Origin of the sequence: Terriglobus sp. 2YAB30_2 (genome assembly GCF_052114765.1) — a bacterium.
Lineage (GTDB): Bacteria > Acidobacteriota > Terriglobia > Terriglobales > Acidobacteriaceae > Terriglobus.
Genome location: NZ_JBFRFJ010000003.1, coordinates 415,769 through 439,152 on the forward strand (window position 1 = coordinate 415,769; position 23,384 = coordinate 439,152).

General features: G+C 58.9%; 18 protein-coding genes. 5 read left to right on the top strand and 13 right to left on the bottom strand.

Annotated elements, in window-relative coordinates:
• Positions 1–35 precede the first annotated feature (35 nt).
• The 4 genes from AB4Y89_RS07065 to msrP form a co-directional block, all read right to left on the bottom strand.
• Positions 36–653 (bottom strand): LysE family translocator, encoded by a 618-nt coding sequence (locus AB4Y89_RS07065; RefSeq protein ID WP_442300200.1) that lies wholly within the window; start codon positions 651–653, stop codon positions 36–38.
• Positions 654–1,255: 602 nt separating this feature from the next.
• Positions 1,256–2,551 (bottom strand): PQQ-dependent sugar dehydrogenase, encoded by a 1,296-nt coding sequence (locus tag AB4Y89_RS07070; protein WP_442300201.1) that lies wholly within the window; start codon positions 2,549–2,551, stop codon positions 1,256–1,258.
• Between the two features lie 208 nt (positions 2,552–2,759).
• Complete coding sequence (locus AB4Y89_RS07075; protein ID WP_442300202.1) at positions 2,760–4,844, bottom strand: TonB-dependent receptor plug domain-containing protein; 2,085 nt, start codon at positions 4,842–4,844, stop codon at positions 2,760–2,762.
• A 603-nt stretch (positions 4,845–5,447) separates the two neighbouring features.
• Positions 5,448–6,389 carry a protein-methionine-sulfoxide reductase catalytic subunit MsrP gene (gene msrP / locus AB4Y89_RS07080; RefSeq protein ID WP_442300203.1) on the bottom strand — a complete coding sequence of 314 codons (942 nt, stop codon included), beginning with the start codon at positions 6,387–6,389 and terminating at the stop codon, positions 5,448–5,450.
• A 115-nt stretch (positions 6,390–6,504) separates the two neighbouring features.
• Here msrP and AB4Y89_RS07085 point away from each other — a divergent pair, with 115 nt between their 5' ends.
• The 4 genes from AB4Y89_RS07085 to AB4Y89_RS07100 all read left to right on the top strand — a co-directional run bounded on the left by AB4Y89_RS07085 (position 6,505) and on the right by AB4Y89_RS07100 (position 12,463).
• The gene (locus AB4Y89_RS07085) at positions 6,505–7,959 is read left to right on the top strand and encodes an FAD-linked oxidase C-terminal domain-containing protein (protein WP_442300204.1); all 1,455 of its coding nucleotides are present in this window, start codon (positions 6,505–6,507) and stop codon (positions 7,957–7,959) included.
• Positions 7,959–9,170, top strand: coding sequence for an FAD-binding oxidoreductase (locus tag AB4Y89_RS07090; protein ID WP_442300205.1), 1,212 nt, complete (start codon positions 7,959–7,961; stop codon positions 9,168–9,170). Before AB4Y89_RS07085 ends, AB4Y89_RS07090 begins: the two co-directional genes overlap by 1 nt.
• A gap of 2 nt (positions 9,171–9,172) precedes the next feature.
• Positions 9,173–10,525: a (Fe-S)-binding protein gene (locus AB4Y89_RS07095; protein WP_442300206.1), complete on the top strand. Its 1,353-nt coding sequence runs from the start codon at positions 9,173–9,175 to the stop codon at positions 10,523–10,525.
• A 96-nt stretch (positions 10,526–10,621) separates the two neighbouring features.
• Entirely contained in the window at positions 10,622–12,463 is a 1,842-nt protein-coding gene (locus tag AB4Y89_RS07100; protein WP_442300207.1) for a diguanylate cyclase domain-containing protein, read from the top strand.
• A 268-nt stretch (positions 12,464–12,731) separates the two neighbouring features.
• On the opposite strand, the gene aceB is transcribed toward AB4Y89_RS07100, so the two are convergent.
• Entirely contained in the window at positions 12,732–14,336 is a 1,605-nt protein-coding gene (aceB, locus tag AB4Y89_RS07105) for a malate synthase A (RefSeq protein WP_442300208.1), read from the bottom strand.
• Positions 14,337–14,438: 102 nt separating this feature from the next.
• Between aceB and AB4Y89_RS07110 the strand changes: the two genes are divergently transcribed.
• Positions 14,439–15,668: a DUF2264 domain-containing protein gene (locus AB4Y89_RS07110; RefSeq protein WP_442300209.1), complete on the top strand. Its 1,230-nt coding sequence runs from the start codon at positions 14,439–14,441 to the stop codon at positions 15,666–15,668.
• Positions 15,669–16,027: 359 nt separating this feature from the next.
• On the opposite strand, the gene AB4Y89_RS07115 is transcribed toward AB4Y89_RS07110, so the two are convergent.
• From AB4Y89_RS07115 to rapZ, 8 genes are all read right to left on the bottom strand, one after another.
• The gene (locus AB4Y89_RS07115) at positions 16,028–16,567 is read right to left on the bottom strand and encodes a c-type cytochrome (protein ID WP_442300210.1); all 540 of its coding nucleotides are present in this window, start codon (positions 16,565–16,567) and stop codon (positions 16,028–16,030) included.
• An 8-nt stretch (positions 16,568–16,575) separates the two neighbouring features.
• Positions 16,576–17,364: a 2-keto-4-pentenoate hydratase gene (locus AB4Y89_RS07120; RefSeq protein WP_442300211.1), complete on the bottom strand. Its 789-nt coding sequence runs from the start codon at positions 17,362–17,364 to the stop codon at positions 16,576–16,578.
• A 40-nt stretch (positions 17,365–17,404) separates the two neighbouring features.
• A complete protein-coding gene (locus AB4Y89_RS07125; RefSeq protein WP_442300212.1) occupies positions 17,405–18,298 on the bottom strand; it encodes a uracil-DNA glycosylase in 894 nt (297 codons plus the stop codon).
• A gap of 56 nt (positions 18,299–18,354) precedes the next feature.
• Positions 18,355–18,558 (bottom strand): DNA-directed RNA polymerase subunit omega, encoded by a 204-nt coding sequence (rpoZ, locus tag AB4Y89_RS07130; RefSeq protein WP_147649296.1) that lies wholly within the window; start codon positions 18,556–18,558, stop codon positions 18,355–18,357.
• A 111-nt stretch (positions 18,559–18,669) separates the two neighbouring features.
• Positions 18,670–19,335, bottom strand: a complete 666-nt coding sequence (gmk, locus tag AB4Y89_RS07135) for a guanylate kinase (RefSeq protein ID WP_442300213.1) — start codon at positions 19,333–19,335, stop codon at positions 18,670–18,672.
• 305 nt (positions 19,336–19,640) lie between these two features.
• Positions 19,641–20,546: a YicC/YloC family endoribonuclease gene (locus AB4Y89_RS07140; RefSeq protein ID WP_442300214.1), complete on the bottom strand. Its 906-nt coding sequence runs from the start codon at positions 20,544–20,546 to the stop codon at positions 19,641–19,643.
• Positions 20,543–22,390 carry an ABC transporter ATP-binding protein gene (locus AB4Y89_RS07145; protein WP_442300215.1) on the bottom strand — a complete coding sequence of 616 codons (1,848 nt, stop codon included), beginning with the start codon at positions 22,388–22,390 and terminating at the stop codon, positions 20,543–20,545. The genes AB4Y89_RS07140 and AB4Y89_RS07145 overlap by 4 nt, the downstream gene beginning before the upstream one ends.
• A gap of 82 nt (positions 22,391–22,472) precedes the next feature.
• Positions 22,473–23,375: an RNase adapter RapZ gene (rapZ, locus tag AB4Y89_RS07150; RefSeq protein WP_442300217.1), complete on the bottom strand. Its 903-nt coding sequence runs from the start codon at positions 23,373–23,375 to the stop codon at positions 22,473–22,475.
• Between the last annotated feature and the right edge of the window lie 9 nt (positions 23,376–23,384).

Genomic DNA, 23,384 nt, shown 5'->3' on the forward strand with positions numbered 1-23,384 from the left:
TCTCTGCAATGAGACAACAAACTCTCTACGACTTTTTAGTCTCCAAACGCAACCTTCAGACCTACACCAATGAATGTAGTCCCGGCGAGGCGATCAAGCCACACGCCTGCCTTTGGGTTCCGCTTGAGCCACGCGCCTACAGTTCCGGCAAAGATGCCGATCGTGCTGAAGACGAGGAAGGCCATCATCATGAAGATGCCGCCGAGAATCATCATCTGGATTGCCGGCGAAGTCCCGTTCTTCTGCACGAACTGTGGCAGAAAGACGAGGAAGAAGAGCGTCACCTTGGGATTCAGCATGCTCCCGATGACGCACTGGCGAAAGACCAGCCCCAGCGACTTCTTCGGTGCGTTCCCTGCAACGGAGAACGAGCCGCTGCGCCAGCACTTGACACCGATCCAGAACAGATAGGCGGCGCCGGCGTACTTGATCATCTGAAATGCAACCGGAGAGGCCCGCAGGACCGCAGCCAGCCCAACAGCCGCAATGGTCGTGTGGAAGATGACACCGAAGGCGAAGCCGCAGGCAGCGACAAAGCCGGCCATACGTCCCTGCGAGATGCCGCGAACAAGAACCTGAATGTTATCCGGCCCGGGTGCGATAGCCAGAATAAAGACCGCACCAATGTAGAGGGTCAGTTGGGAAGCGTGCATACCAGAACCGTACCAGTTGGGCCGTGCCGCTTACCAGCAGAAACGGGGATGGGGCGGTTGGGAAACGCAATCAATGAGTCTCAATGACAAGCTATGACCCACTTTTGGCGATGATCTCCACTGCAAGTTTGATAGCTCCGAAGAGTCCGAGAAGTAACGTGAAAGTGAAAAAGATGCGAGAGAACCTGGAACTAATTTTGATACCAAATCTTGCGTTCCATGCTGCTATTCGATCAGAGGCCTTGATCACAAATGGCTGCAACCGATAACCCAGATCACGCCGAACATCTGAACATAGATGTCATATTTATCCATTCTCTTATGTCCTTACGTGAAAGAAACCTTCAGCCTTTTGATTGTGGTATCGACAAATTCGCCTCTACTGAAGAACTATGGAACGGGCCTTCAGCCCTTTATTTTCTATGGGGCGTCAAAACCTGGGGAGTTGCCCCAGGCTGATATCGAGCGCGCCTTCAGCGCTTATTATGGCCCGACCCTGCCCTTGGTACTTTTCCCGCCCGGGTGCCCCGCCCTCGCAACGCTAGGGTGGGTTAGGAAATCCCAAAAATTCCTAACCACTCAAATCGAATTTGTCGATACGCCTACTTCTTCCCGGTATAGCTGACCCGCCAGATGGTACGTGAGCCATCGTCACTCACCAGCAACGAACCGTCCTTAGCCGTAGTAACACCCACGGGACGTCCCCAGACCTGCCCTTCGGGCGTGACAAAGCCGGTCAGGAAGTCCTCGTACTCGCCGGTCGTGGGCTTGCCGTTCTTCATCGGGACGCGAATCACCTCATACCCCCCACGGATCTTGCGATTCCAGCTTCCATGCTCCGCGGCAAAGATATCGCCGGTAACGCCCGGAAACTGTCCGCCCGGATAGAACATCAGTTGCAGCGATCCCATATGTGGCTGCACCAGAACGTCCGGCGTCATGACCTTCGACTTCAACTCCGGATGCTTGCCTTTGTGGCGAGGATCCTGATGACCGCCCATGTAAAACCAGGGCCAGCCATAGAAACCGTCTTCCTTGACGCTGGTGATGTAGTCCGGCACCAGGTTGTTGCCGAGGTTGTCGCGTTCGTTGGTCGAGCACCATAGCTCGCCCGTCGTGGGATTGATGGCCTCACCCACGCAATTACGAATGCCTGCGGCATACACCTTCACGAACTTACCGTCTGGTGTGAACTCCAGCACATCGGCACGATGCTCTTCCTGGGGATGCGTATCCATGTCATCTACGTTCGAGCCTGAGCCCACGGAGATGAACATCCGCTTTCCGTCCTTCGAGAAGACCACATCGCGCGTGGAATGCCCGCTACCGGGAGCCATCGGATAGAGCTTTTCAATCAACTGCTCGCCCTTATCCGCGGCCTTTAGATCGCCATTCTTGTACGCATAGCGATAGAGCGACTTTGTCGTGGCCACGTAGACATACTGAGGATTTGGCCCCAGCGGATAGAAGGCAATTCCGAACGGGCGATCGAGTCCGCTGGCAAAGGTTTCTACCGTCACGGCTTTGCCATCAGCACCTACGCCACGCATCACCTTGATCGTGCCGGCACCGGTGTCCGCCAGAAACACATCTCCATTGGGGGCCGTACGCATCAGGCGCGGGATATCAAATCCCTGAGCGTAGATCTCCACCTTGTATCCCGCGGGCGCCTGCGGCCAGGCATTCTGCGGACGGTCCACGAGATGCGGTCCATTCCCCACCGCCTCGGCTTCATTCGGCTCCGGCAGATCGGCGACGGTGATCTTCCAGCGCTGACCGGGTTTCTCATCGGCATAGCCGGCCCAGGCCTGCTGGCCGGTACGAATCTGCTGGGCTACAGCGCCAGAGGTAACAAGAGCCATGGCTGACGCGAGGACGAGCAAGGAATTGCGCTTCATTCCGGAAATCCTCCGACGGGAATATTGGAGCGACTCCATTCTCGCCTGAACCATAGATATCCGTCATCTCACGCGGGTTCGAGCAACAGGGAAAACGCTCCAGTGCGTGTTCGATATACCCTTCACAACTGCAAAACCCATGGCTTAAAGCCCATGACCCGCCCCCGGATGATCTCGGAGGCGGGCCACTAGCAACGTCAGGATATTTTTAGAAAGCCCAGGTGAGCCCAAACTCGGGATAGCGATTCATCTGGGTTAGTTCGTAGGGCCCGCAACCCGGGCAGTGCGGAATCATGACGTACTGGTAATAATTCCGGTTGTTGAGGACGTTATCGAGTCCGCCGTACAGCTTCATACCGCGGCCCTCTTTCTGAAGATTCACTTCATAGTGAACATCGACGCGTTGATAGTCAGTGCCACGTGCAGTGTTGACACTGGTGACGTCATAGATCGGCCGCTGCTGGAGCTGCGACTGCATCACCAGGTACGGTGTGTACGGCGTACCGGTGTGCGAGGAGTAGCGGGTCGTGAAGACCTGCTTCTTGCCCATGCGGACACCGGCGATCAGGTTAGTCCGCAGAGGCATGTCATAGTTGGTGCGACGCGAGACGCCATCCAGAGCCGTCGCGAACGAACGTCCCAGGCCCACGTTGGTGCGAACGAACAGTTTGCGGTTGAAGCTCGAGTTGAATTCGACCTCAACGCCATTGGAGATACCCGATCCTTTGCTGACCATCGGCATATACAGGAAGGGCTGTCCGAAGGTATCCACAATGTTGGCCAGGCTGAGCGTCGGATGCTCCTCCGATACCGGATACATCGAGTACACCTTGTGATATCCGCCGATGCTGAAGCGGTCTCCACGCTCAGTCTCGTAGACCACCGTTGCCTGATACTGCACATCGGAGATCGGCTTCAGAGTGCGGTTCGATGCGATACCCAGCACGGTGGGCAGCGGCACCTGTTGGCTATAGTTCGCAACTCCGCCGAAGAAGCGCACGCTCTTGGTAAGCTGCACCATCACACTGGCCTGCGGCGATACTGCTGTTGCTCCACTCAAACCGAACCGCTGCATGCGAGCGCCAAGAGTCGCTTCAAGCTTGCGGAACTTCTTCCAGGTGAACTGACCATAGGCTGCCTGGTCCATCGGGTTTCCGTTGAACTGGATATCGCTTGCATTCACCGGAAGAGGTTCGACGTTATAGGGGCTGGGGAAACCTTTCGCCTGGTTGATCGTGTAGTCAAGCTGACGAACACCGAAGGTCGTACCCAAAAGCATTTTGTAATTGCGTCTGTCAGAGAGCCATTCAAAACGGCCGTTGCTGAGCCCTTCCTTCAGGTCATCGCTGTACACCGGAGCGTTGTTCTGCATGGCGTTCATCTGCGAGGTCGTGGTGTGCGATGAAGCGTAGCTCACCTGGCTTGTCAGCAGCGTGCTGCCGGAGACAATGTGGTTCCACGTCGCGGCATAGATACCGCGATTCCCTGTGTACGTCGTGCTGATGTAACCCGGGTCTTCGTTGTCCTGCAGATTTGGACGGAGGGCGATCTTGTCATTGCCACCGATATACAGGCCGAAGACCGTGTCCTTTCCGGTCGGATGCGTGTCTACACGAGCCAGTGTTCCGGAGTAAATCGGCGCACCGCCGATACCGATGTCATCGGTAAAGTAGTTGATCACGCTGCGGCGATACTGTGTGAGGAATGCAGCCTTCTTTCCAAGAGAATGACTGAAGATCGCGCCCACACCGGCATACCCCATGTCCATCTGAAGATGGCGCTTCTGCGCACTCGGCGCCGCCGTGTTCACGCTGAGAACAGAAGACAGAGCTCCGGTGTACTTTGTGCTGTACAGCGCTTTGTGCAGGCTGACCGACGAGACCGCGTCGGTATCCAGCATCGACACAAAGCCACCCGAGGAATTGCTGGTGCTGAGGTGGTTGATGTTCGCGACTTCAACGCCGTCGACGACATACAGATTCTCGATCGGGTTACCGCCGTTCACCATATAGGTGTTTCTGGAGTCAGTATCGAAAGTTACGCCCGGCTCCGTCATCAGGAAGCGAGGGATATCGTTATAGGTGCCAGGTGCCGTCTGCATCTCGGCGCTTGTTGCCTGCAATGCAATAGCGGTGTCGGCCTGCAGGATCTCATCTGCGGAGCGGCCTTCCACTGTGATGAAAGCAACCGCTGAGGGTATGACGGCGGGCGCTTTTGTCGTTGAGGATGAGGCAGAGGATGCGGTTGCAGCGGTTGATGCAGTTGCAGCGATCGCTGCTGCTTTGGTTTTCATCGCTAGCGAGGCTGTTTCACGTGTAAGGTGTAACGGCATTGAGTTCTTCGCGATCTCCAGCGGAGAGGGCGTCTTGTGTTTGGAAGTCTGTCCGACAAAAGATAACGGCAGCATTACAACCAGGAGTGCTACAGCTTGATTTTTTAATTTGTACGTAGTCATCTCGTCCTCTCCTTCAAAGAACCGGCGGAGACATGCAGCAAGCTGCTATGGCAGTAACGAAGCAATCGCTATGCCACGAAAACTGCACTCTGGAGGGGCGAAGGAATCGAAATTCCTCACGCAACCGCAGGTAACGTGCAATCCTTTGCAGACTTTTCCCCCACCAGGCGGCAGCGTCGGGCTCGAAACGAAACAGTCGCTAGAGGGGGACTCTTTGCAGCATCTTCTTCCCGTCACTTAACTCTTCGGCGCGGAGCAAAGAGACTTTAGAGGTGACTCGTTTCGCTCGACTTTTCCCGCAATTTAACTGTCTTTGTCGTAACAACCACAGAGACTTGCGGAGTAGCGAGCAAAAGAAAATGCGCCCGGTTACGGGCGCATCTCGTTACATCTTCCTAATTTCAGGCTGAGGCGCAGCAATCAGCCACGAGCTGATTTCTTCTAATAATTCTTATTGAGATCCATTCCGCTGTATAAGCCGGCGACTTCACTTCCATAACCATTGAATGGCAGGGTCGTTACCGTTTTGGGAAAGAGCGAAGCATCGATCTTGCGTTCGCTCGCCTGGCTCCAACGCGGATGATTGTGCTGCGGATTCACATTGGCGTAGAAACCGTATTCGTTTGGAGCAAGATCATTCCATGACGTGTGCGGCTGCTTGTCGAGGAAGCGAATCTTCACGATCGACTTGGCGGACTTGAAGCCATACTTCCATGGAACGATGATGCGGATCGGAGCGCCCTGCTGATTCTCGAGCGTCTGCCCAAACGAGCCGAAGGTAAGCAGCGTGAGCGGATGCATCGCTTCATCCATCCGCAGACCTTCGGAATATGGCCAGTAGATTCCCGCCGAGTCCGGCAGGTCCATCTGCTTCTTATCCGCCAGCGAGATGAACTGGATGTACTTGGCGCTTGGCAGAGGGTTGCAGGCCTTCACGAACTCTGAGAACGAGTAGCCTACCCAGGGAATCACCATGCTCCATGCCTCAACACAGCGAAAGCGATAGACGCGATCTTCCAGCGGGCGGTAGTTCATGATGGTGTCGATGTCAAAGGTCAGCGGTTTCTGAATCTGCCCTTCTACCTGCACGGTCCACGGCCGTGGCTTCAAGCGATGTGCGTTGGCTGCAGGATCGCTCTTGTCGACTCCATACTCGTAAAAATTGTTGTAGCTGATTGCCTTCTTCAGAGGCGTCGGCGTTTCACTGAGTGAAAACTTTCCCGGTGTCGTCTGCAGCTTGGTTGCACCCCAAAGTCCCTGTGGCGCCATCACGCCGGCGCCCGCCACGGCAGCCGCTCCCGCCAGAAACCCTCGACGGCTCAGGAACTTCTCCTGCGGAGTGATCTCCGAAGATGGAATCTCGGTAGTGGTCTTAATCAACATGACTGTCTCCTCGTCCGGTTGTCTGACGCTCTGGACGGCTTTTTCGTTACAGTACGCTTTTGGGTGGTTCGGATGTCACCAAATCTTCATGCCGTCCCTTATCCTTAGGGGTGCCATGCTTTCGGCCGAACTTCTTACAGCGTTTCTCGAGATCGTTGGTCCGCGCGGCCTGATTACCGCACAGAACCAGTTGCAAACCTATGAGTGCGATGGCCTTACCGCCTTCCGTGAGGCTCCCTCTGCGGTTCTGCTGCCGGAGACCACCGGGCAGGTACAGGCGATTCTGCGCCTCTGTACCAGGCATAAGGTTCCCTTCGTCGCCCGCGGGGCCGGCACGGGACTCTCTGGCGGGGCACTGCCTACTCATGGATCCGTCGTCATTGGCTTCTCCCGCATGACGAAGATCCTGGATATCGATCTGGTTAATCATCAGATCACGGTGCAGCCCGGAGTCATCAATGCCAACGTGACCACTGCGGTCGCAGGCGCCGGATTCTTCTACGCTCCCGACCCCTCTTCGCAGACGGTCTGCACCATTGGCGGCAACGTTGCCGAGAACGCCGGCGGAGCCCATTGCCTGAAGTACGGCTTCACCGTCACCCACGTTCTGGAAGCGACAGTGGTTCTACCATCCGGCGAATTGGTAACGCTGGGCAGCAAGTCGCCGGATGCTCCCGGCTACGATCTTCTCGGTGTCTTTATCGGAAGCGAGGGAACGCTCGGCATCGCCACCGAGATGACCCTGCGCATCGTACGGAAGCCCGAAGCCATCCAGGTGCTTCTGGCAGCCTTCCCCTCTATCTCCGCTGCGGCGCAGACAGTCAGTGACATCATCGCCGCCGGGCTTCTGCCTTCTGCCATGGAGATTATGGACCGGCTCGCGATCGTTGCCGCAGAAGCAGCCGTACATCCTCACTACCCGATGTGTGATGGTCTGCTGATCGTAGAGGTCGACGGGCCTTTGGCCGAGGTCAAGCTGCAGGCAGAACAGGTGTTGGAACTCTGCCGTAAAAACGGCGCTCTCGAGACACGCCATGCGGTCGACGAGGCGGATCGCCTGCTGATCTGGAAAGGGCGTAAGGCAGCCTTCGCCGCCGCCGGCCGCCTGAGTCCTAACTACATCGTGCAGGATGGCGTCATTCCCCGCACCACGCTCCCTGTCGTTCTGGAGAAGATTGCCGCCATGGCCAACGCGGAAGGTCTGCGGGTTACGAATGTCTTTCACGCCGGAGACGGCAACCTGCATCCCATCGTGCTCTATAGCCGTGACAACCCTGGCGAAGAGGAGCGCGCCATCGATCTCTCCATGCGCATCCTCGACCTCTGTGTCGAAGCTGGCGGCTCCATCACCGGCGAACACGGTGTAGGCCGCGAGAAGCAGTGCAGCATGAGCTATATGTATGCTCCCGCCGATCTGGCAACGATGCAGCGCGTGCGCCGCGCCTTCGATCCTGACAACATTGCCAACCCGGAGAAGCTCTTCCCCACGCCACGGCTTTGCGGTGAGCAGAAGCGTGGCCACTATGTTCCTCATCCGGTGGAAGCCTCCGGCATTGCGGAGGTCTTCTAATGCAGGTACTCACCAATCTCGCTGAACATCTGGCTCCACTCGTTGGGTCTGAGTTTGTCGTGGAGCGCAATGGCGTCTTCGTCGTTTCTCCAAAGGACACCCACGAAGTTGCCGCGATCACGGGCTTCGCCGATCACCATGGGCTGAAGGTACGGCCCACCGGCGGCCGCACGAAACTTATCTGGGGAGTTGCAGCCGAGCCACAGCTTGAAATCTCTCTGCGGCGCCTGAATCGCGTTGTCGATCATCCATGGCAAGACCTTACCTGCACCGTACAAGCAGGCTGTACCTGGGAGACGCTGCAGCAGACACTCGCGCGGCACGGTCAGTTTGTTGCGCTGGATCCGCTATGGCCGGCTACGGCTACCGTTGGAGGAATCTGCGCAACCAACGACTCCGGTGCTCTGCGTCATCGTTACGGCTCTCTGCGCGACCAGGTGCTCGGCATGACCATTGTGTTGGCCGATGGCACGATTGCCCGTACCGGCGGCCGCGTGGTGAAGAATGTCGCCGGCTACGATCTACCGAAGCTGATGGTCGGTTCTCTCGGCACATTGGCTGTCATCACCGAGGTGACCTTCCGCCTGTATGCCCTGCCGCGCTACGCACAAAGCTTCACTGTGGCAGCGGAGAGCGCCAAGAAGCTTGCACCCCTGATGCAGGCGATTCGCGATAGCCATCTGGCTACGCAGGCGCTGCAACTACGCGGCGACACGTCAGGCTTCGCGTTGGACATTCAACTCAACGCGCATCCCGAGGCAAAGCAGGAGGCTATGCTGACGGGACTGGCGCGACAGCATGGCATGGCAATCAATCCGTCATCGCCTGATGTATGGACAGCTCGCGAAGACGTGATGAATACACCGGATGCCTTTCTGGTGAAAGTGACCGGCAAGCCGTCGGAACTTTCATCCAAGGCTGCGAACGTTATCCAGCTTGGAGGGCGCTGCGTCGCGCAGGCGATAGGCATCCTCTACGCCTGCTTTCCAAATATCAGCCAAACGTATTCCGCACTGGGAAGCCTCTCTGCGCATACTGATGCTGGTTCAATGACAGTTTTATCGATTCCTCAACACCCTCAGGACGACCCGACGCCACCATGGGGGCCGGAAGAGCCTTCTTCACTGATGACGATCGTCAAGCAGCAGTTCGATCCCAACCAGACACTTAACCCGCTGGCGGCTGAGCCAGCTGCGCAACCGGTCCGCTAGCCATGTCTCATCTGCACCAGATCGAAGCTCCTCCCAAGCCCTCGGCCTTTGACCCGCATCATCCGCCGTCAAAGGAACTGCTCTCCGACTGCGTCCATTGCGGCTTCTGCCTCCCCGCATGTCCCACCTATGTACTGTGGGGCGAAGAGATGGACTCGCCTCGCGGACGCATCTACATGATGGCTAAGGCCACGCAGGGGGAAGCCGGTCTGGATCAGACCTTCCGCACGCACATGGACAACTGTCTGGGCTGCATGGCCTGTATGACCGCGTGCCCCTCCGGCGTGCAATACAACAAGCTCATCGAGGACACCCGCTCACAGGTCGAACGCCACATTCCCCGCGCGACCGATGACTCTCTGTTTCGCAAGCTGCTGTTCGCCACCTTCCCTCATCCCGCGCGGCTGCGCCTGATGGCCTATCCCATGTTCGCCTATCAGCGGCTTGGACTGCAGAAGCTCGTTCGTGCCACCGGGGTTCTGAAGCTGCTGCCCAAGCGTCTGCAGGCGATGGAGGCCCTGCTGCCTCGTGTGCCTGACTCGCTCTTCCGCAGCCACATCAACCCGTCTAAGACCAAGGCGAACGACCGTCCGCGCGTCGGTCTTCTGACCGGCTGCGTCCAGCAGGTCTTCTTCCAGCATGTGAACGAAGCTACCGCGCGAGTGCTGGAGGCCGAGGGCTGCCAGGTCGTCGTCCCTGAGAACCAGCAGTGCTGCGGTGCCCTGATGGTGCACTCCGGTGTCGAGCACGAAGCCCTGCGGATGGCCAAACAGACCATCGCCCAATTCGAGGCAGCCAATGTCGAATACATCGCCATCAACGCTGCCGGGTGCGGTTCCACGATGAAGGAGTATGGCTTTCTGCTCCGCGACGACCCGCAATGGGCTGAACGCGCTGCGGCTTTCAGCGCGAAGTGCCGCGATATCTCGGAGCTACTGAGCGTCCTTGAACCTCGAAGCCCGCGGCATCCCCTGCCCTTGCGGGTCGCATACCAGGATGCCTGCCACCTGCGCCACGCCCAGGGTATCTATGCCGAACCGCGGAATCTGCTAAAGACCATTCCTGGCCTGGATCTCCGCGAGGTGCCCGAGGCCAATCTCTGCTGCGGTTCAGCGGGCATCTACAACCTTGTTCAGCCCGAACCGGCAGCCGAGCTTGGTGACCGTAAGGTCGACAACCTGCTTTCGACCGAAGCGGAGGCGCTCATCTCCGCCAACCCCGGCTGCCTGCTGCAGCTCCAGGCCGGTCTGCGCCGGCGTGGCCATGCGGAGATTCCCACCTTCCACATGGTGGAACTGTTGGATGCCAGCATCCGTAATCTGTCCGCAGAGGATCTACTGCATCGCCGCTCCTGATGTGGGACTCCGATCTCTCCATCAGGACAAGTTTCGGTAGCGGGAAAACGGATGGGGCTACAATCCCTGTAGATATCAGCCGTCACATTCATCCGCATGAACCGATCGGTCTCCGGCACGCTGAGCATTCCCGCACTGCTGATGACGCTCGTCGCCACATTTCTGGCGACGTGGCTGACCCTGGGTGTGCTTGGACGCAGCGATCAACTGATCTATCTCTGGCCCCTGACAGGTCTGCAGCTTGGCCTGCTGCTGCCCTTATGGCCACGTGACTGGGCGGCTGTTCTCGCTCGCCAGGCTGCCGGTGCTGTCGGCCTGATACTGGGTGCTGCCGTCGCCGGCCTGCCGCCAGGCATTGCCCTGATGATCGGCCTGATCAATGCCTGTGAGGTGTTTCTTTGTGGCTGGATCATAAGCCCGGCCGTAACGACCTTTGACGACCTCAAGGAACGCGCGCACGTTCTACGTTTCGGTATCGCCGCCATCGTTGCTCCGGCCGTGATGGGTAGTTTCGCCGCTATCCCGGTGGCTCCGGTCACCCACCAGAGCTTCCTGCATGTGGCTACGACCTCCGTGCTGTCAGACGCGCTTGGCATCGCCATCGTCATGCCGGTGGTTCTGTTTCTTACCAGCGGAGAGTACAGAACCTTCAAGAAACTACGGCCGTACCTTCTACGAACGATCCTCACCGGAAGTGCCTTTGTGGCTACGGCGGTTTACGCATTCTGGCAGAATCAGAATCCGCTTCTCTATTTCGTTTTCCCGCCCATGGTGATCATGGTGCTCGCTATGGGCCTGGAAGGCGCCACCTTCTCCGGCGTGGTGCTCACGATCGTAGGCACCACCGCAACCAGCATGCATCACGGTCCATTCTGGCTGACGGTCAATGCCAGCGCCGAGCATCGCATGGTGCTCTTGCAGCTCTTCCTTATCGTCAGCGCTGTAACGGCGCTTCCGGTAGGCGCACTGCTGGATGAGCGGCGCCGCGACGCCCGGTCCGCCGAAGAAGCGCGTTCCATCTACCAGACGCTGCTCCAGAATGCCGAGGACACCATCATCCTGTCCTCTTTCGATGGAACACGGCGGTACATCTCACCGGCGATCAAGACGCTCACCGGCTGGACCCCGGCCGAGTTTCTCGCGATGGATCGCATGCAGACCTTCCATCCGGATGACCGCGACATGGCCCGTCTGGTAATGGAGAGCATGGCCAGCGGCAAACGTCAGCATGTCATCCGTTACCGCATCGCGCAGAAAGAGGGCGGCTACCGGTGGGTAGAGGCGGTCGCCCGTGCCTACTTCGACGAGGCGTCAGGCGCGGTCATGGGCTACGTCGGCACCATCCGCGATATCTCCTCACTGAAACAGACAGAAGAGATCTGGCAGATGGAGCGCGAGACATTGACGCGCGAAAAACTGGCCATGGCCAGGCTGGCCAATACGGATGCCCTGACCGTTCTGCCCAATCGCCGGGCCTTTGACGATGCTCTGCTGCGACAGCTGAGCCGTGCGGCAGGCGTCTCGATCATGATGATCGATGTGGATTTTTTCAAGGCCTACAACGATCTGTACGGCCATCAGGCAGGCGATGACTGTCTACGGCAGATTGCACAGGCATTGCAGAGCAAGGTCGGACGCGGAGGGGATGTCGTTGCCCGCCTGGGAGGCGAAGAGTTCGGCGTATTGCTGCCGGGAGCCGACGCGGGCGGTGCCCGCCGTGTTGCGGAATCCATGCTGAACGCGATCTGGGAGCTGGATATCCCTCACCAGAGCTCCCCGATCGGGCGCATCACCATCAGCATCGGCATCGCCAACTGGGCCGATATCCGCGAACATGACACGGCGCTCCTGATTCAACAGGCCGATCGCGCCCTTTATGTCAGCAAACGCGCGGGTAAAAACCAGGTGACCATAGCCGGCACGCCCGTAGCGGTTTAGGCAGAACCGCACTTTTATTTTTGTCATTTCGTAGCGCTCGGGGTCCCCGGCCAGCTTTGCTGGCTGGGGTGAAGGATAGCGGAGAAGTCTGCTTTTCTACCGATTCGTCCCAGTCTGGGTGCCCCACCCTCACAACGTTAGGGTGGGCCTGGAAGCCACAAATCTCCATTTGAAGGACGGATCGAGCTCCGCTCGATCTCCCACATAAGCTCCGCGTATGTGGGGCACCCCACAACAAAACAGACTTCTCCGCTGACAAAACAAAAAGTTACGCGAACGTCTCTTCTCGCAGCACCTGCGTATACGCCGGCAGCGTGAGGAACTCCGGGAACTTCTCTGCCCGGACCAGGTCCCGCATCAGCACTGCGGCTTTGGCATAGGACTCGCTCCGCTCCGTATCCAGCGTCGGCTTCAGCTTTTCCAGCTCTTCATCGATGGTCTGCTCTACGAGCTCCGCCGTCACCGCCCGGCTATCGTTCAGCTTTGCGTGATGGTGGATCCACTGCCAGAGCTGCGCGCGGGAGATCTCAGCCGTTGCTGCATCTTCCATCAGGTTGAAGAGCGGTACGCAGCCGATGCCGCGCAGCCACGCTTCCACGTATCCCAGACCGACGGCCACGTTCTGGCGCAAACCCGCCTCTGTGATCTCTCCTGCCGGAATCTCCAGCAGATCGGCGGCGGTCGCGGTGTACTCCGGCAACTGCTTCGCAATCTGATTCGGCTGCGGCATGATGCGGTTGAAGACCTCGAGCGCTACCGGCACCAGGCCGGGGTGGGCCACCCAGGTACCGTCGTGTCCGTCGGTCGCCTCGCGCTCCTTGTCGGCGCGCACTTGCGTCAGGGCCTTCTCGTTCGCGACCGGGTCTGACTTGATCGGAATATAAGCTGACATGCCACCCATGGCATGAATCTGGCGGCGATGACAGGTCTTGATGCATAGCTTCGAGTAGCTGCGCATGAAGTGCGTCGTCATGGTCACCTGACCGCGGTCCGGCAACACCACGCTGGTGTCGGCGGCGAGCTTCTTGATGAACGAGAAGATGTAGTCCCAGCGGCCGCAGTTCAAGCCGGCCGAGTGGTCGCGCAGCTCATAGAGAATCTCGTCCATCTCGAAGCTCGCGAGAATGGTCTCGATCAGCACCGTCGCACGGATGGTGCCCTGAGGAACGCCCAGCAGATCCTGCGCCTTCACGAAGATTTCGTTCCAGACCCGCGCCTCCAGATGCGACTCCATCTTCGGCAGGTAGAAGTACGGTCCGCTGCCCCGCGCCACAAGCTCCTTGGCATTGTGGAAGAAGTACAGGCCGAAGTCGAAGATCGAGCCCGACATCGGCTCGCCGTCCACGACGATATGCCGCTCCTCCATATGCCATCCACGCGCGCGGACGAACAGCACTGCCGTCTGCTCATTGAGCTTGTAGCTCTTGCCGGTCTTCGCATCCTCGAAGGTGATGGTGCGGCGGATCGCGTCACGCAGGTTTGCCTGGCCTTCGAGCAGGTTGTTCCACAGGGGCGTGGACGAGTCCTCAAAATCGGCCATGAAGACCTTCGCGCCCGAATTCAGCGCGTTAATGATCATCTTCCGGTCTACCGGACCGGTGATCTCCACCCGGCGGTCCTGGATATCGGCCGGGATCGGAGCACAGCGCCAGTCACCCATGCGGATGTGCGCGGTCTCGTGCAGGAAGTCGGGCTTCTCTCCGGCGTCCAGAAGCGCCTGGCGCACAACGCGTGCCGCCAGCAGCTCCTTACGGCGCGGATTGAAGGCGCGGTGCAGCTCAACCACGAAGGCAAGTGCTTCAGGAGTGAGGATTTCGGCGTGAGCGGCAGAGACGGGGGCGTTGATCGTGACACCGGAGATGTTCAGACTCATGACTTGGATATAGTACTTCCCCACGGAATATCATGCAGAGCGACGGCATGTGGTCCAACTTCCCGTCAGTCAGAAGTTGGACCACACGCCCAGGGAGAGTGGATGGATCGGCGTGAGTTTGTAACAGGTGCAGGACTGGCTCTGGCAGCCGGTATGGCCCGCGGTGAGACCAGCATGGTACGCAGTGACACAGGAGCAGTCTCACCCAGTACGGGGGTCCGGCAGGAGTGGACCGCGATGGTGGAAAAGACCGCCGGTCCCGTACTCACCGCCCTGAGCCAGCGCCGCCTGAAACAGGTGATGCCGGTCGAGTGCAAGCCGGGCCAGGAGGAGTCGCGCCGCCTTTGCACCTACCTTGAGGCCCTGGGACGCACGCTCTGCGGCATCGGTCCATGGCTCGAGACCGGCGTTTCAGGCAAGTACGCCGAGCTGGCACGGGAAGCCATTGCAGCCGGCGTCGACCCCGCCTCCCCTGACTACATACCCTTCGGCTCCATCGCGCAGACGCTGGTGGATGCCGCCTTCCTCGGCCTGGGCATTCTGCGCGCTCCGAAAGAGCTGAACCAGAAGCTCCCCGAGAAGACGAAGCAACTGCTGATCAAGGGACTGCAACAGACCCGCACGCAGAAGGCAGGTATGAGCAACTGGCTGCTCTTCGCTGCGACCGTCGAAGCCGCGATTGAGGCCCTGGGCGGCACATGGGAGAAGGCTCCGGTAGAGCTGGCGCTCGCAAAACACAAGGAGTGGTACCTCGGCGACGGCGTCTATGGCGACGGCCCCCACTTCCACGCCGACTACTATGACAGCTTCGTCATTCATCCCTTCATGCTGGCCGTTCTGGAAAGCCCGGTCGGCAAAGTCGGTGTCGGGCCAGAGCTCGCCGAGGTCGAACCGAAACGCGCCACGCGCTACGCCGCCATCCAGGAACGGATGATCGCCCGTGACGGCACCTGGCCAGTCGTTGGCAGGTCCATCGCGTATCGTTGCGGAGCCTTCCATCTTCTTGCCGACATCGCGCTGCGGCAACAGCTCCCGGAGCACGTAGCGCCGGCCCAGGTCCGCGGAGCGCTCACGGCCGCCATGCAGGCCTCTCTGGGTGCTCGCGGTACCTACGACCCCAACGGCTGGCTCACCATCGGTCTGGCTGGGCATCAGCCCTCACTGGGAGAGCCCTATATCTCCACCGGCAGCCTGTATCTGTGCCTGGAGGCCTTTCTGCCGCTCGGCTTGCCCGCAGATGCACCGTTCTGGAAGGATGCCCCTGTGGATTGGACGGCACGCAAAGTATGGGCCGGGCAGGATCTGCCGAATGATCATGCGGTGGATATCTAGGGGACGATGGATTGTCTCCAGAGAGCGTTTACAGATCGAGACAGGAAGGAAAGGCCAAGAGCCTCACGACTGTAAACCCCGGCGGTGCAGCGCATTCCGTTTCGCACCTATGGTGCGAATGTCTTGTTAAGGGCACGGCTTTCAGCCGTGCCGATACAACGCCCAGAGGACGAGCGGCTTCAGCCGCTGAGGTCAGGTTTTGCTCTTTCGGAATGCAGAGGAGAAATATACATAGCCCTCAGCGGCTGAAGCCGCTTTGCTGCCTGGGCCGGTATGGGACGGCTTTTAGCCGTCCCCTTAACAAGACATTCGCTCCTCCGGAGCGAAATGGTTGCGCTGTGCGCAACGGTTTACGCCCTCTACCGCACAATCGGCTTCGATACAGCCTCTTCCGCGGCCGCAGGCAGCGGCTTATCCGCCTTTGAGAGCAGCAACGAGACCTGCCAGAGCTGGGTATCGTTCAACAACTTCTGATAGGAGGGCATCCCCGTCAGGCGGATACCGTTCTTCACCCGCCAGTAGGTCATGCCCGGCTCGTCATCGCTGACACCCACCACGCCGTTCTTGTGTTTCTCCCAGAGCTGGGGTGTGCGCGGATACATCGACGCGCCAAACGCTGAAGAATGCCCCTTCAGACCGTGGCACGAGGCGCACTGCTCGCGATAGATAGTTGCTCCGGCAACCAGGTTCTCATCGCTTGCAGGAATTGCAGGCTGCTTGGGCATCTCCGCTTCAATGCGCGCATTCAGGGGCATCCGCACAACCTGCTTTTCAAACGGAAACGCATCATCGGCAACGGCGACCGGAGGACGTCCGAAGGCGAAGTACACGTAGGCGATTGCAGGCAGCACGAGAATGCCGGCTACGATTCCGAGAACGAAAACGATGGCGGAGCGCATATAGGAAGCTAGCTTGCGAAAGAAAGCTTAACTGATCCTGAACTCGTAAATCGAACCGACGCCTCCGCTCCTGGCGTTGTGGGCGTATTTCCGGTCCACGACCCCGTCGTGATCCACTGCCCGGCACGGACGCCGCCGGTGCGCTTCGCTCCTTCATTGACCACCCACGAGAGCAGACGCATCAGGTCCGTACCGCCAGGGTTCGATCCCGTACGCTCTACGCGGATCACTCCATCCACCACCAGTTCCACCGACTCCTGTGCCCAATCAACACTCTGCCATTTCTCGATCGCCGGACCGTGTACAAAGGCGCCGTGGAACTGCATGTCCGCGGAGACGGCGAGACGGGGCTGCTTCCCAGGCTCGGTATACGCCGACTCCAGCACCTCGATGATGACGTGCGCGGACGAGATCGCCGCGGCAATCTCTTCGCTCGTGTAACGCTCCGCTCGTGCCGGAAGATCCTTGGCAAAGTGGAAGGCGATCTCGCCCTCTAGGATCCGCAGGCGATGCATGGGATTGATCAGGGTCGATCCGGATGTCGCCATCCAGATAAGCGGCATGGGAGCAAAGAAAGGCTCGGCGTCCGGGGAAGCCGCGCCTACCTTGTAGCCACCGACATCTCCGTAGGCCGCCATCATCTCGTCCTGCACAAAGTACGCCTCCTCCATGGAGGACGGAACAAGATGCTCCGGCAGCGCATCGATCGTCTTGCCGGTACGGCGTGCATCCAGCAGCAGGTCGGCCAGTGAACGAAGGTGCGACTCGCGCTCTGCGGTGAGGGTGTTCTGCGACATAGCGTCTCTTTCTCCTGAACTACTGCTTCGCGCTCCTGAACTACTGTTTTGCGGGAGGCTTCAGACCCAGTTCCCGCATCACCATCTGCAGGTCTTTCCAGGCTTCGCCCTTCATCCGGGGATCGCGCAGCAGAAAGGCTGGGTGATAGGTCACTGCCACCTTGGCTCCGCGCGCGCTGTGCCATGTGCCACGCAGCCCCGCTAGGGCCTGCTTCCGGCCCAGCAGATACGTCGCCGCCGTGGAGCCAAGAGCCACAATCACCTTCGGCTTTACAATATCGATCTGTTTGATCAGGAACTGCGAACAGGTGGTAGCTTCCACGTACTCCGGCGTGCGGTTTGCCGGCGGACGGCACTTCACGATATTGGCGATATAGACCTGCTCCCGCTTTATGCCCATCGCGGTGATCATGTTGTTGAGCAACTGTCCGGCCTTGCCCACAAAGGGCAGTCCCTGCGCATCCTCATCAGCGCCGGGACCTTCCCCGACGAACATGAGCGTAGCGTTCGGGTCGCCGTCGGCGAAGACGATCTTGCGGCGTCCACCATAGGCAAGCGGGCAGCGGGTGCAGTCGCCGATCTCATCCTGGATCAGCTTCATCGCGGCCGGGCGATCGGCGGCGGGAACCGTCGTCGTCGGCAAAGGAACCAGTTCATCAAAGGAATACAGCTTGGGAATGGGAGGCTCTCTCAGCTCCGGCGGCAGCATCTGCGCCGGTTGTGGCTCGCGGTCATCGATCTCCGGCGCAGTCACAGCCGTCACCGGGACCGGTGTTGGTACGGGAGCGGGAGGCACGGGCTGTTCGATAACCGCAGGGGTTTGTTGCGTCTGCGGCGCCGGCTCGCTCCAGCGATAGAACTCATGTACGCCAAGGTCGCGGAAGTACGCGACATAGGCCCGCAGCCGCGCGGCGGCCTCAGGCGTGTAACTCATACAACGATCTTAGAGCGTTTTCCCTGTTGCTGGGTATCCCGTGAGAGGCGTGCGCTCTAAAGCACAGACTCGATGTCGGGCTTCAACTCGGTTTTGGGAACGACAAACTTTACCTGCCCGGAGAGAATCTCGTCCTGGGCAACACGGCATGCCTTCATCGATTTGGACGCGATCAGAGGGGCTGCCCCCGACTGCAGTTGACGCGCACGCCGCGCCGCGCCCTTGACCAGGCTGTACTTGTTGACGAGCTTTGGATCCATTGCTTGCCTCCGTATGCAAGCAATGTAACCGCTCGCATCGGCGTCGCCAAGCATGAATTTACGTTGTGGATATTCGAGGTCGAATTCGGGAATGAAAGTACGAGATGCGAACTATTCCCTGACAAAACTGCGCAGAGCGTTCGTCAGCCGCTCCGACATCGTTGAGGTGCGGCACGACTGTGCCAGTTCACGCAGATAACGTCCTTCTTCCCCACGCTCGGTCATGACGACCGCCTTCAGCTCTGTCACAGCCTGGTCCAGCACGTCATTCACCACGGCGTACTTGTACTTCTCCATGAATTGCAATTCGTTCCGCGCCTCGGTGAGTCGCCGCTGAATCACCGTCTCGTCGCTCATGTTCTCGGCCAGCGACCGGTTGCGCAACCGCATCTCCAGCACCTGGGGACTTGGCGGCAGAATGAAGATGGAGACCGCGTCCGGCATCTTCTGCATCACCTGCATCGCTCCCTGCACGTCGATATCGAGCAGCAGGTCGTGATTGTGCTGCCGAGCCTGAGCCAGCGCCGAACGCGCCGTTCCGTAGTAGTTGCCGAAGACCTCGGCCCACTCCAGAAACTCATCGCGGGCGATCATCGCCTCAAAGTTCTCGCGCGTCGTGAAGTGATACGCCTCGCCATCCACCTCAGAACCGCGCGGTGCGCGGGTGGTGTAGGAGACCGAAAATTCAAGCCCGGCTACGAGCGAACGAACACCGGCCACAAGAGTCGACTTACCCGAGCCGGAAGGCGCGGAGATGATAAAGAGAATGCCTGCCATCAGAAGGAATGTTTCTTTTGGAAAGTGTACATAACACGGTGCCTTCCATGTTTCGCAAGGAAGCGAGTCGGTAGAAAAGCAGATTTCTCCGTTCCCTACGGTCACTCCGAAATGACAAAAAGGGAGGACCGGCTAGAGCATTTTCCCTGTTACTGGGTATCCCGGAAGAGCGATAAGGAGGCGTTTTCATTGCGGAAAACGCCCTATAGATGCGGGAGCCCTACGCTACACCTACAGGGAAAATGCTCTATCCCACAACTAGCGCCCAAGAACCAGGAACTAGCAACCGGGCGGCATAGCCGCCCTTATTCCAGGTTCTGGACTTGTTCCCTTGCCTTTTCGATCACCGTCTTCAGCTCCAGGCCAAGCTCGGTGATCCTGAGACCATTCGCCGTATTGGCTCCGCTGGTCTTGGAGAGCAGCGTATTTGATTCCCGGTTCAGCTCCTGAAGCAGAAAATCGAGCTTCTTCCCCAACTCTCCACCAGCGGCGAGCAGGCCACGGAAGTGGTCGACATGGGTCTTCAGCCGGACAATCTCCTCTTCTACGTCACTGCGTTCGGCCATCACCGCAGCCTCGGAGAGCAAGCGCTCTTCGCTGATACCGGCACCTTCGGTCAGTTCCGCAATCCGCGTCCGGATACGCTCGTAATAGCTGGCACGCACGTCAAGCCGCAACGTGTTAACTTCATCTGCCACGGCCCCGATACGCACCATGCAGGCATCGAGTTCGGCTACCAGGGCCGCACCCTCCTGCGCTCGCATTGACCGCAGCGAGGCGATCAGCGGCTCCACCTCCTGCAGCACCGCTGCCTCAATCTGCTCCGGCTTCAGCTCAGAATCTTCGCCATCCGAGCTGAAGACACCAGGCATGCGCAGAATGCTGGAGAGATCCGGATCTCCGGAAAGATTATTCTCCTCTGCCGCACGGCGGTACGCCTCAACATAGGCAGCCACCGTGGAACGGTCATACTGCAGTGTGCGCTGGCGCTGGCGATCGAGCTGCAGCGTTACCTCAACGTGGCCGCGGCGCAACTGCTCTTTCAGCAGTTTGCGAAGCTGCATCTCTAATGCATCGCAACCTGCCGGAAGGCGCATATGGAGATCGAGGAAACGGTGGTTGACACTCTTCAGCGAGAGCGTAAATCCCACGCCCTCAGCCACACTGCCTTGAATACGGGCAAAGCCCGTCATCGAATATGCAAGACTCATGCGGTCCCTTCTGCAACAGTTTCAACAGCCCGGTCGGTGACGAACTGCAAGTCATACAGCCGCTTGTAGGTGCCGGAGAGCTGTAGCAGCTCCTCGTGCGACCCAATCTCGGTAATCTGCCCGTGTTCGATGATGACGATGCGGTCGGCTCGGCGAACCGTGCTCAGCCGATGCGCGATGACGAATACTGTACGTCCCTGCATCAGATTGGCCAGCGCGGCCTGCACCAGAGCCTCACTTTCCATATCCAGCGCCGAGGTCGCCTCGTCCAGAATCAGGATGGGCGCATTCTTCAGCAAGGCTCGCGCAATCGCAAGCCGCTGGCGTTCTCCGCCAGAGAGACGCGCCCCCTTTTCGCCGATCATAGTGTCGTAGCCGTTCGGCAACCGCTCAATGAAGTCGTGCGCCAGAGCCGCCTTCGCCGCCTCCTGTACCCGGGCTAATGGGACATCGGGCTGGCCATACGCGATATTGTTGCGCACCGTGTCATTGAATAGAACGGTCTCCTGCGTCACCTTGCCGATCAGCTTGCGCAGCGATGCAATGGTTACGTCGCGCAGATCGTGACCATCGAACGTGATTGCTCCTTCAGTCACATCGAAGAAGCGCGGAATCAGGTTCACCAGCGTCGACTTGCCGGCGCCGCTGGGACCGACAAAGGCGATCACTTCGCCGCGCTTTACATCCAGATTGATGTCGCGCAGCACCTGCTTCTGTTCATGGTCGACCTCGTAGGCGAAGCCGACATGCTGAAATCGAATTTCGTTCTGGAAGCCCTGCAGGGGAAGCGCCTTCTTCTTTTCGGTCACATCATCCTGCGCGTCCATGAACCGGAAGATCTCATCACTGGCGCCGAGGGCTTGCTGGAAGCTGTTGTAGAACATGGCGAACTTGCGGACCGGGTCATACAACGTGAATACGGCCACCAGAAATGAGATGAATGATCCGGCAGTCATCTCATGCCTCAGAATGCGATCACGTCCCAACAGCAGCAACAACGCAATGGCGACAGATCCAATGGCGTCCATCAGCGGGGAGCTAATTGCCTGCACGCTCACGCTCTTCAGATTGGCGCGGAAGAGACGACGCGCTGCCTTACGGAAGCGGTTCATCTCCCATAGTTCCATTCCGAACGCCTTCACAATGCGGTTGCCGGTAATCGTCTCATGCAGGATGTTCTGAATCTCGGCGAGCTTATCCTGGCCTTTCCGTGTGGAGCTCCGCACACTGCGACCAATGCGCCGCGCCGACGAGATCACTACCGGTACAAACAGCAGGAGCACCCAGCTCAGCCTGCCGCCCATCAGAACCACAACCACCGCCGTCCACAACAGCGTGAAGAATTGCTGCAGCAGTTCGCTCAATACAGACGACATCGCAACCTGGACTTTCTCGATGTCGTTGATCAGCGTGGAAAGCAGCGTACCCGTCGTGTGCCTCTGAAAGAACGCAACCGACCGGCGAAGTACGGCGTTATAAAGGTCGTTGCGCAGGTCCGTGATCATGCCGAAGCCGGCATAGTTCACCAGATAGGTCCCCAGATAATCGCAGGTACTCTTCACCAGCGCCGAACACACCAAGGCAAAGGCCACCACCGTCCAGGCATGGTGAAAGTGATTCGGCACAAACCATTGCAGATTGAGCGTCAGGTTCCAGAACGGAATGTGGAAGATCAGAACGTCCCGCGAGAGCGCATCCGGTCGCAGCACGTTGTCGAAGATCGGCTTGACCAGAAGAATGCGGAAGGCCGCCATTGCCCCCACGATCGCCATCAGCACGACCGAGATCAGCGAGTAAAGCAGATACGGCCGCGCGTACAGCAGCAGCCTCCAGATGCGCCTCAAATGCGCACCCCCAGACCGAAGTTGGTAATGGGAGACATCCGTCTTATTCTAATCAGCGCCCCAAAGGCGTGCCGGTCGCCCATCAGCGCGGCATATCCCTGTGGCCGCTCTTCACCCGATAGCCCTCGGCCTCCAGCCGTTTCTTCATCTCTTCGGCGATTGCGACCGAGCGGTGCTGGCCACCAGTACATCCGAAGGCGATCGTCAGGTAGCTCTTCCCTTCCTTGACGTAGAACGGCAGCAGAAACTTCATCAGGTCGGTGGTCTTGTCCAGGAACTCCTTCGTCTGCGGGAAGCGTTTGACGTAGCGCGCCACTTTGGGGTTCAGCCCGGTTTCCTTGCGGAACTCGGGGATGAAGTGCGGATTCGGCAGGAAGCGCACATCGAAGACCAGGTCAGCCTCCGGGGGCACACCATTCTTGAAGCCGAAGCTGATGGAGCTCACCAGCAGGTTCTGATCGGTATCTCCACGATCGAATTGCTGGTTGATGTGGGTACGCAGCTCGTGGACATTGAACTTGGTGGTGTCCAGAATCACATCGGCCACATTCCGGATGGGATCGAGCCGCTTCCGCTCCCGCTGAATCGACTGCAGCACCGTATCGTTCCGCCCCAGTGGATGAGGCCTGCGCGTCTCGCTGAACCGGCGCAACAGCACCTCGTCGGTCGCCTCCAGGAAGACAACTCTGGTGTCCAGTACTTCGCGGACTTCTTTCAGGATTGCGGGAAACGCGTCGAGCTTCATGCCCTCGCGCACATCTACTACCAGAGCTGCACGATCGATCTCATGCGACTGCCGCACCAGGTCGGCAAACCTGGGAACCAGTTCCAGCGGCAGATTGTCAACCGAGTAGAACCCAAGATCCTCAAATGCCTTCAGAGCGCTGAGCTTGCCGGAACCGGACAAGCCCGTCAGAATGACGAGCCTGTCCTTTCCGTCCGATTTTTTCTTTGGGGATGCCGCCCGCGTACCCTTCTTTGGCATGGAGAGATG

What these genes read in the sequence shown, in the direction of transcription:
- AB4Y89_RS07065 (WP_442300200.1), bottom strand. Translation starts at nt 653, where the DNA reads ATGCACGCTTCCCAACTGACCCTCTACATTGGTGCGGTCTTTATTCTG.
- AB4Y89_RS07070 (WP_442300201.1), bottom strand. Translation starts at nt 2,551, where the DNA reads ATGAAGCGCAATTCCTTGCTCGTCCTCGCGTCAGCCATGGCTCTTGTT.
- AB4Y89_RS07075 (WP_442300202.1), bottom strand. Translation starts at nt 4,844, where the DNA reads ATGAAAACCAAAGCAGCAGCGATCGCTGCAACTGCATCAACCGCTGCA.
- msrP (WP_442300203.1), bottom strand. Translation starts at nt 6,389, where the DNA reads ATGTTGATTAAGACCACTACCGAGATTCCATCTTCGGAGATCACTCCG.
- AB4Y89_RS07085 (WP_442300204.1), top strand. Translation starts at nt 6,505, where the DNA reads ATGCTTTCGGCCGAACTTCTTACAGCGTTTCTCGAGATCGTTGGTCCG.
- AB4Y89_RS07090 (WP_442300205.1), top strand. Translation starts at nt 7,959, where the DNA reads ATGCAGGTACTCACCAATCTCGCTGAACATCTGGCTCCACTCGTTGGG.
- AB4Y89_RS07095 (WP_442300206.1), top strand. Translation starts at nt 9,173, where the DNA reads ATGTCTCATCTGCACCAGATCGAAGCTCCTCCCAAGCCCTCGGCCTTT.
- AB4Y89_RS07100 (WP_442300207.1), top strand. Translation starts at nt 10,622, where the DNA reads ATGAACCGATCGGTCTCCGGCACGCTGAGCATTCCCGCACTGCTGATG.
- aceB (WP_442300208.1), bottom strand. Translation starts at nt 14,336, where the DNA reads ATGAGTCTGAACATCTCCGGTGTCACGATCAACGCCCCCGTCTCTGCC.
- AB4Y89_RS07110 (WP_442300209.1), top strand. Translation starts at nt 14,439, where the DNA reads ATGGATCGGCGTGAGTTTGTAACAGGTGCAGGACTGGCTCTGGCAGCC.
- AB4Y89_RS07115 (WP_442300210.1), bottom strand. Translation starts at nt 16,567, where the DNA reads ATGCGCTCCGCCATCGTTTTCGTTCTCGGAATCGTAGCCGGCATTCTC.
- AB4Y89_RS07120 (WP_442300211.1), bottom strand. Translation starts at nt 17,364, where the DNA reads ATGTCGCAGAACACCCTCACCGCAGAGCGCGAGTCGCACCTTCGTTCA.
- AB4Y89_RS07125 (WP_442300212.1), bottom strand. Translation starts at nt 18,298, where the DNA reads ATGAGTTACACGCCTGAGGCCGCCGCGCGGCTGCGGGCCTATGTCGCG.
- rpoZ (WP_147649296.1), bottom strand. Translation starts at nt 18,558, where the DNA reads ATGGATCCAAAGCTCGTCAACAAGTACAGCCTGGTCAAGGGCGCGGCG.
- gmk (WP_442300213.1), bottom strand. Translation starts at nt 19,335, where the DNA reads ATGGCAGGCATTCTCTTTATCATCTCCGCGCCTTCCGGCTCGGGTAAG.
- AB4Y89_RS07140 (WP_442300214.1), bottom strand. Translation starts at nt 20,546, where the DNA reads ATGAGTCTTGCATATTCGATGACGGGCTTTGCCCGTATTCAAGGCAGT.
- rapZ (WP_442300217.1), bottom strand. Translation starts at nt 23,375, where the DNA reads ATGCCAAAGAAGGGTACGCGGGCGGCATCCCCAAAGAAAAAATCGGAC.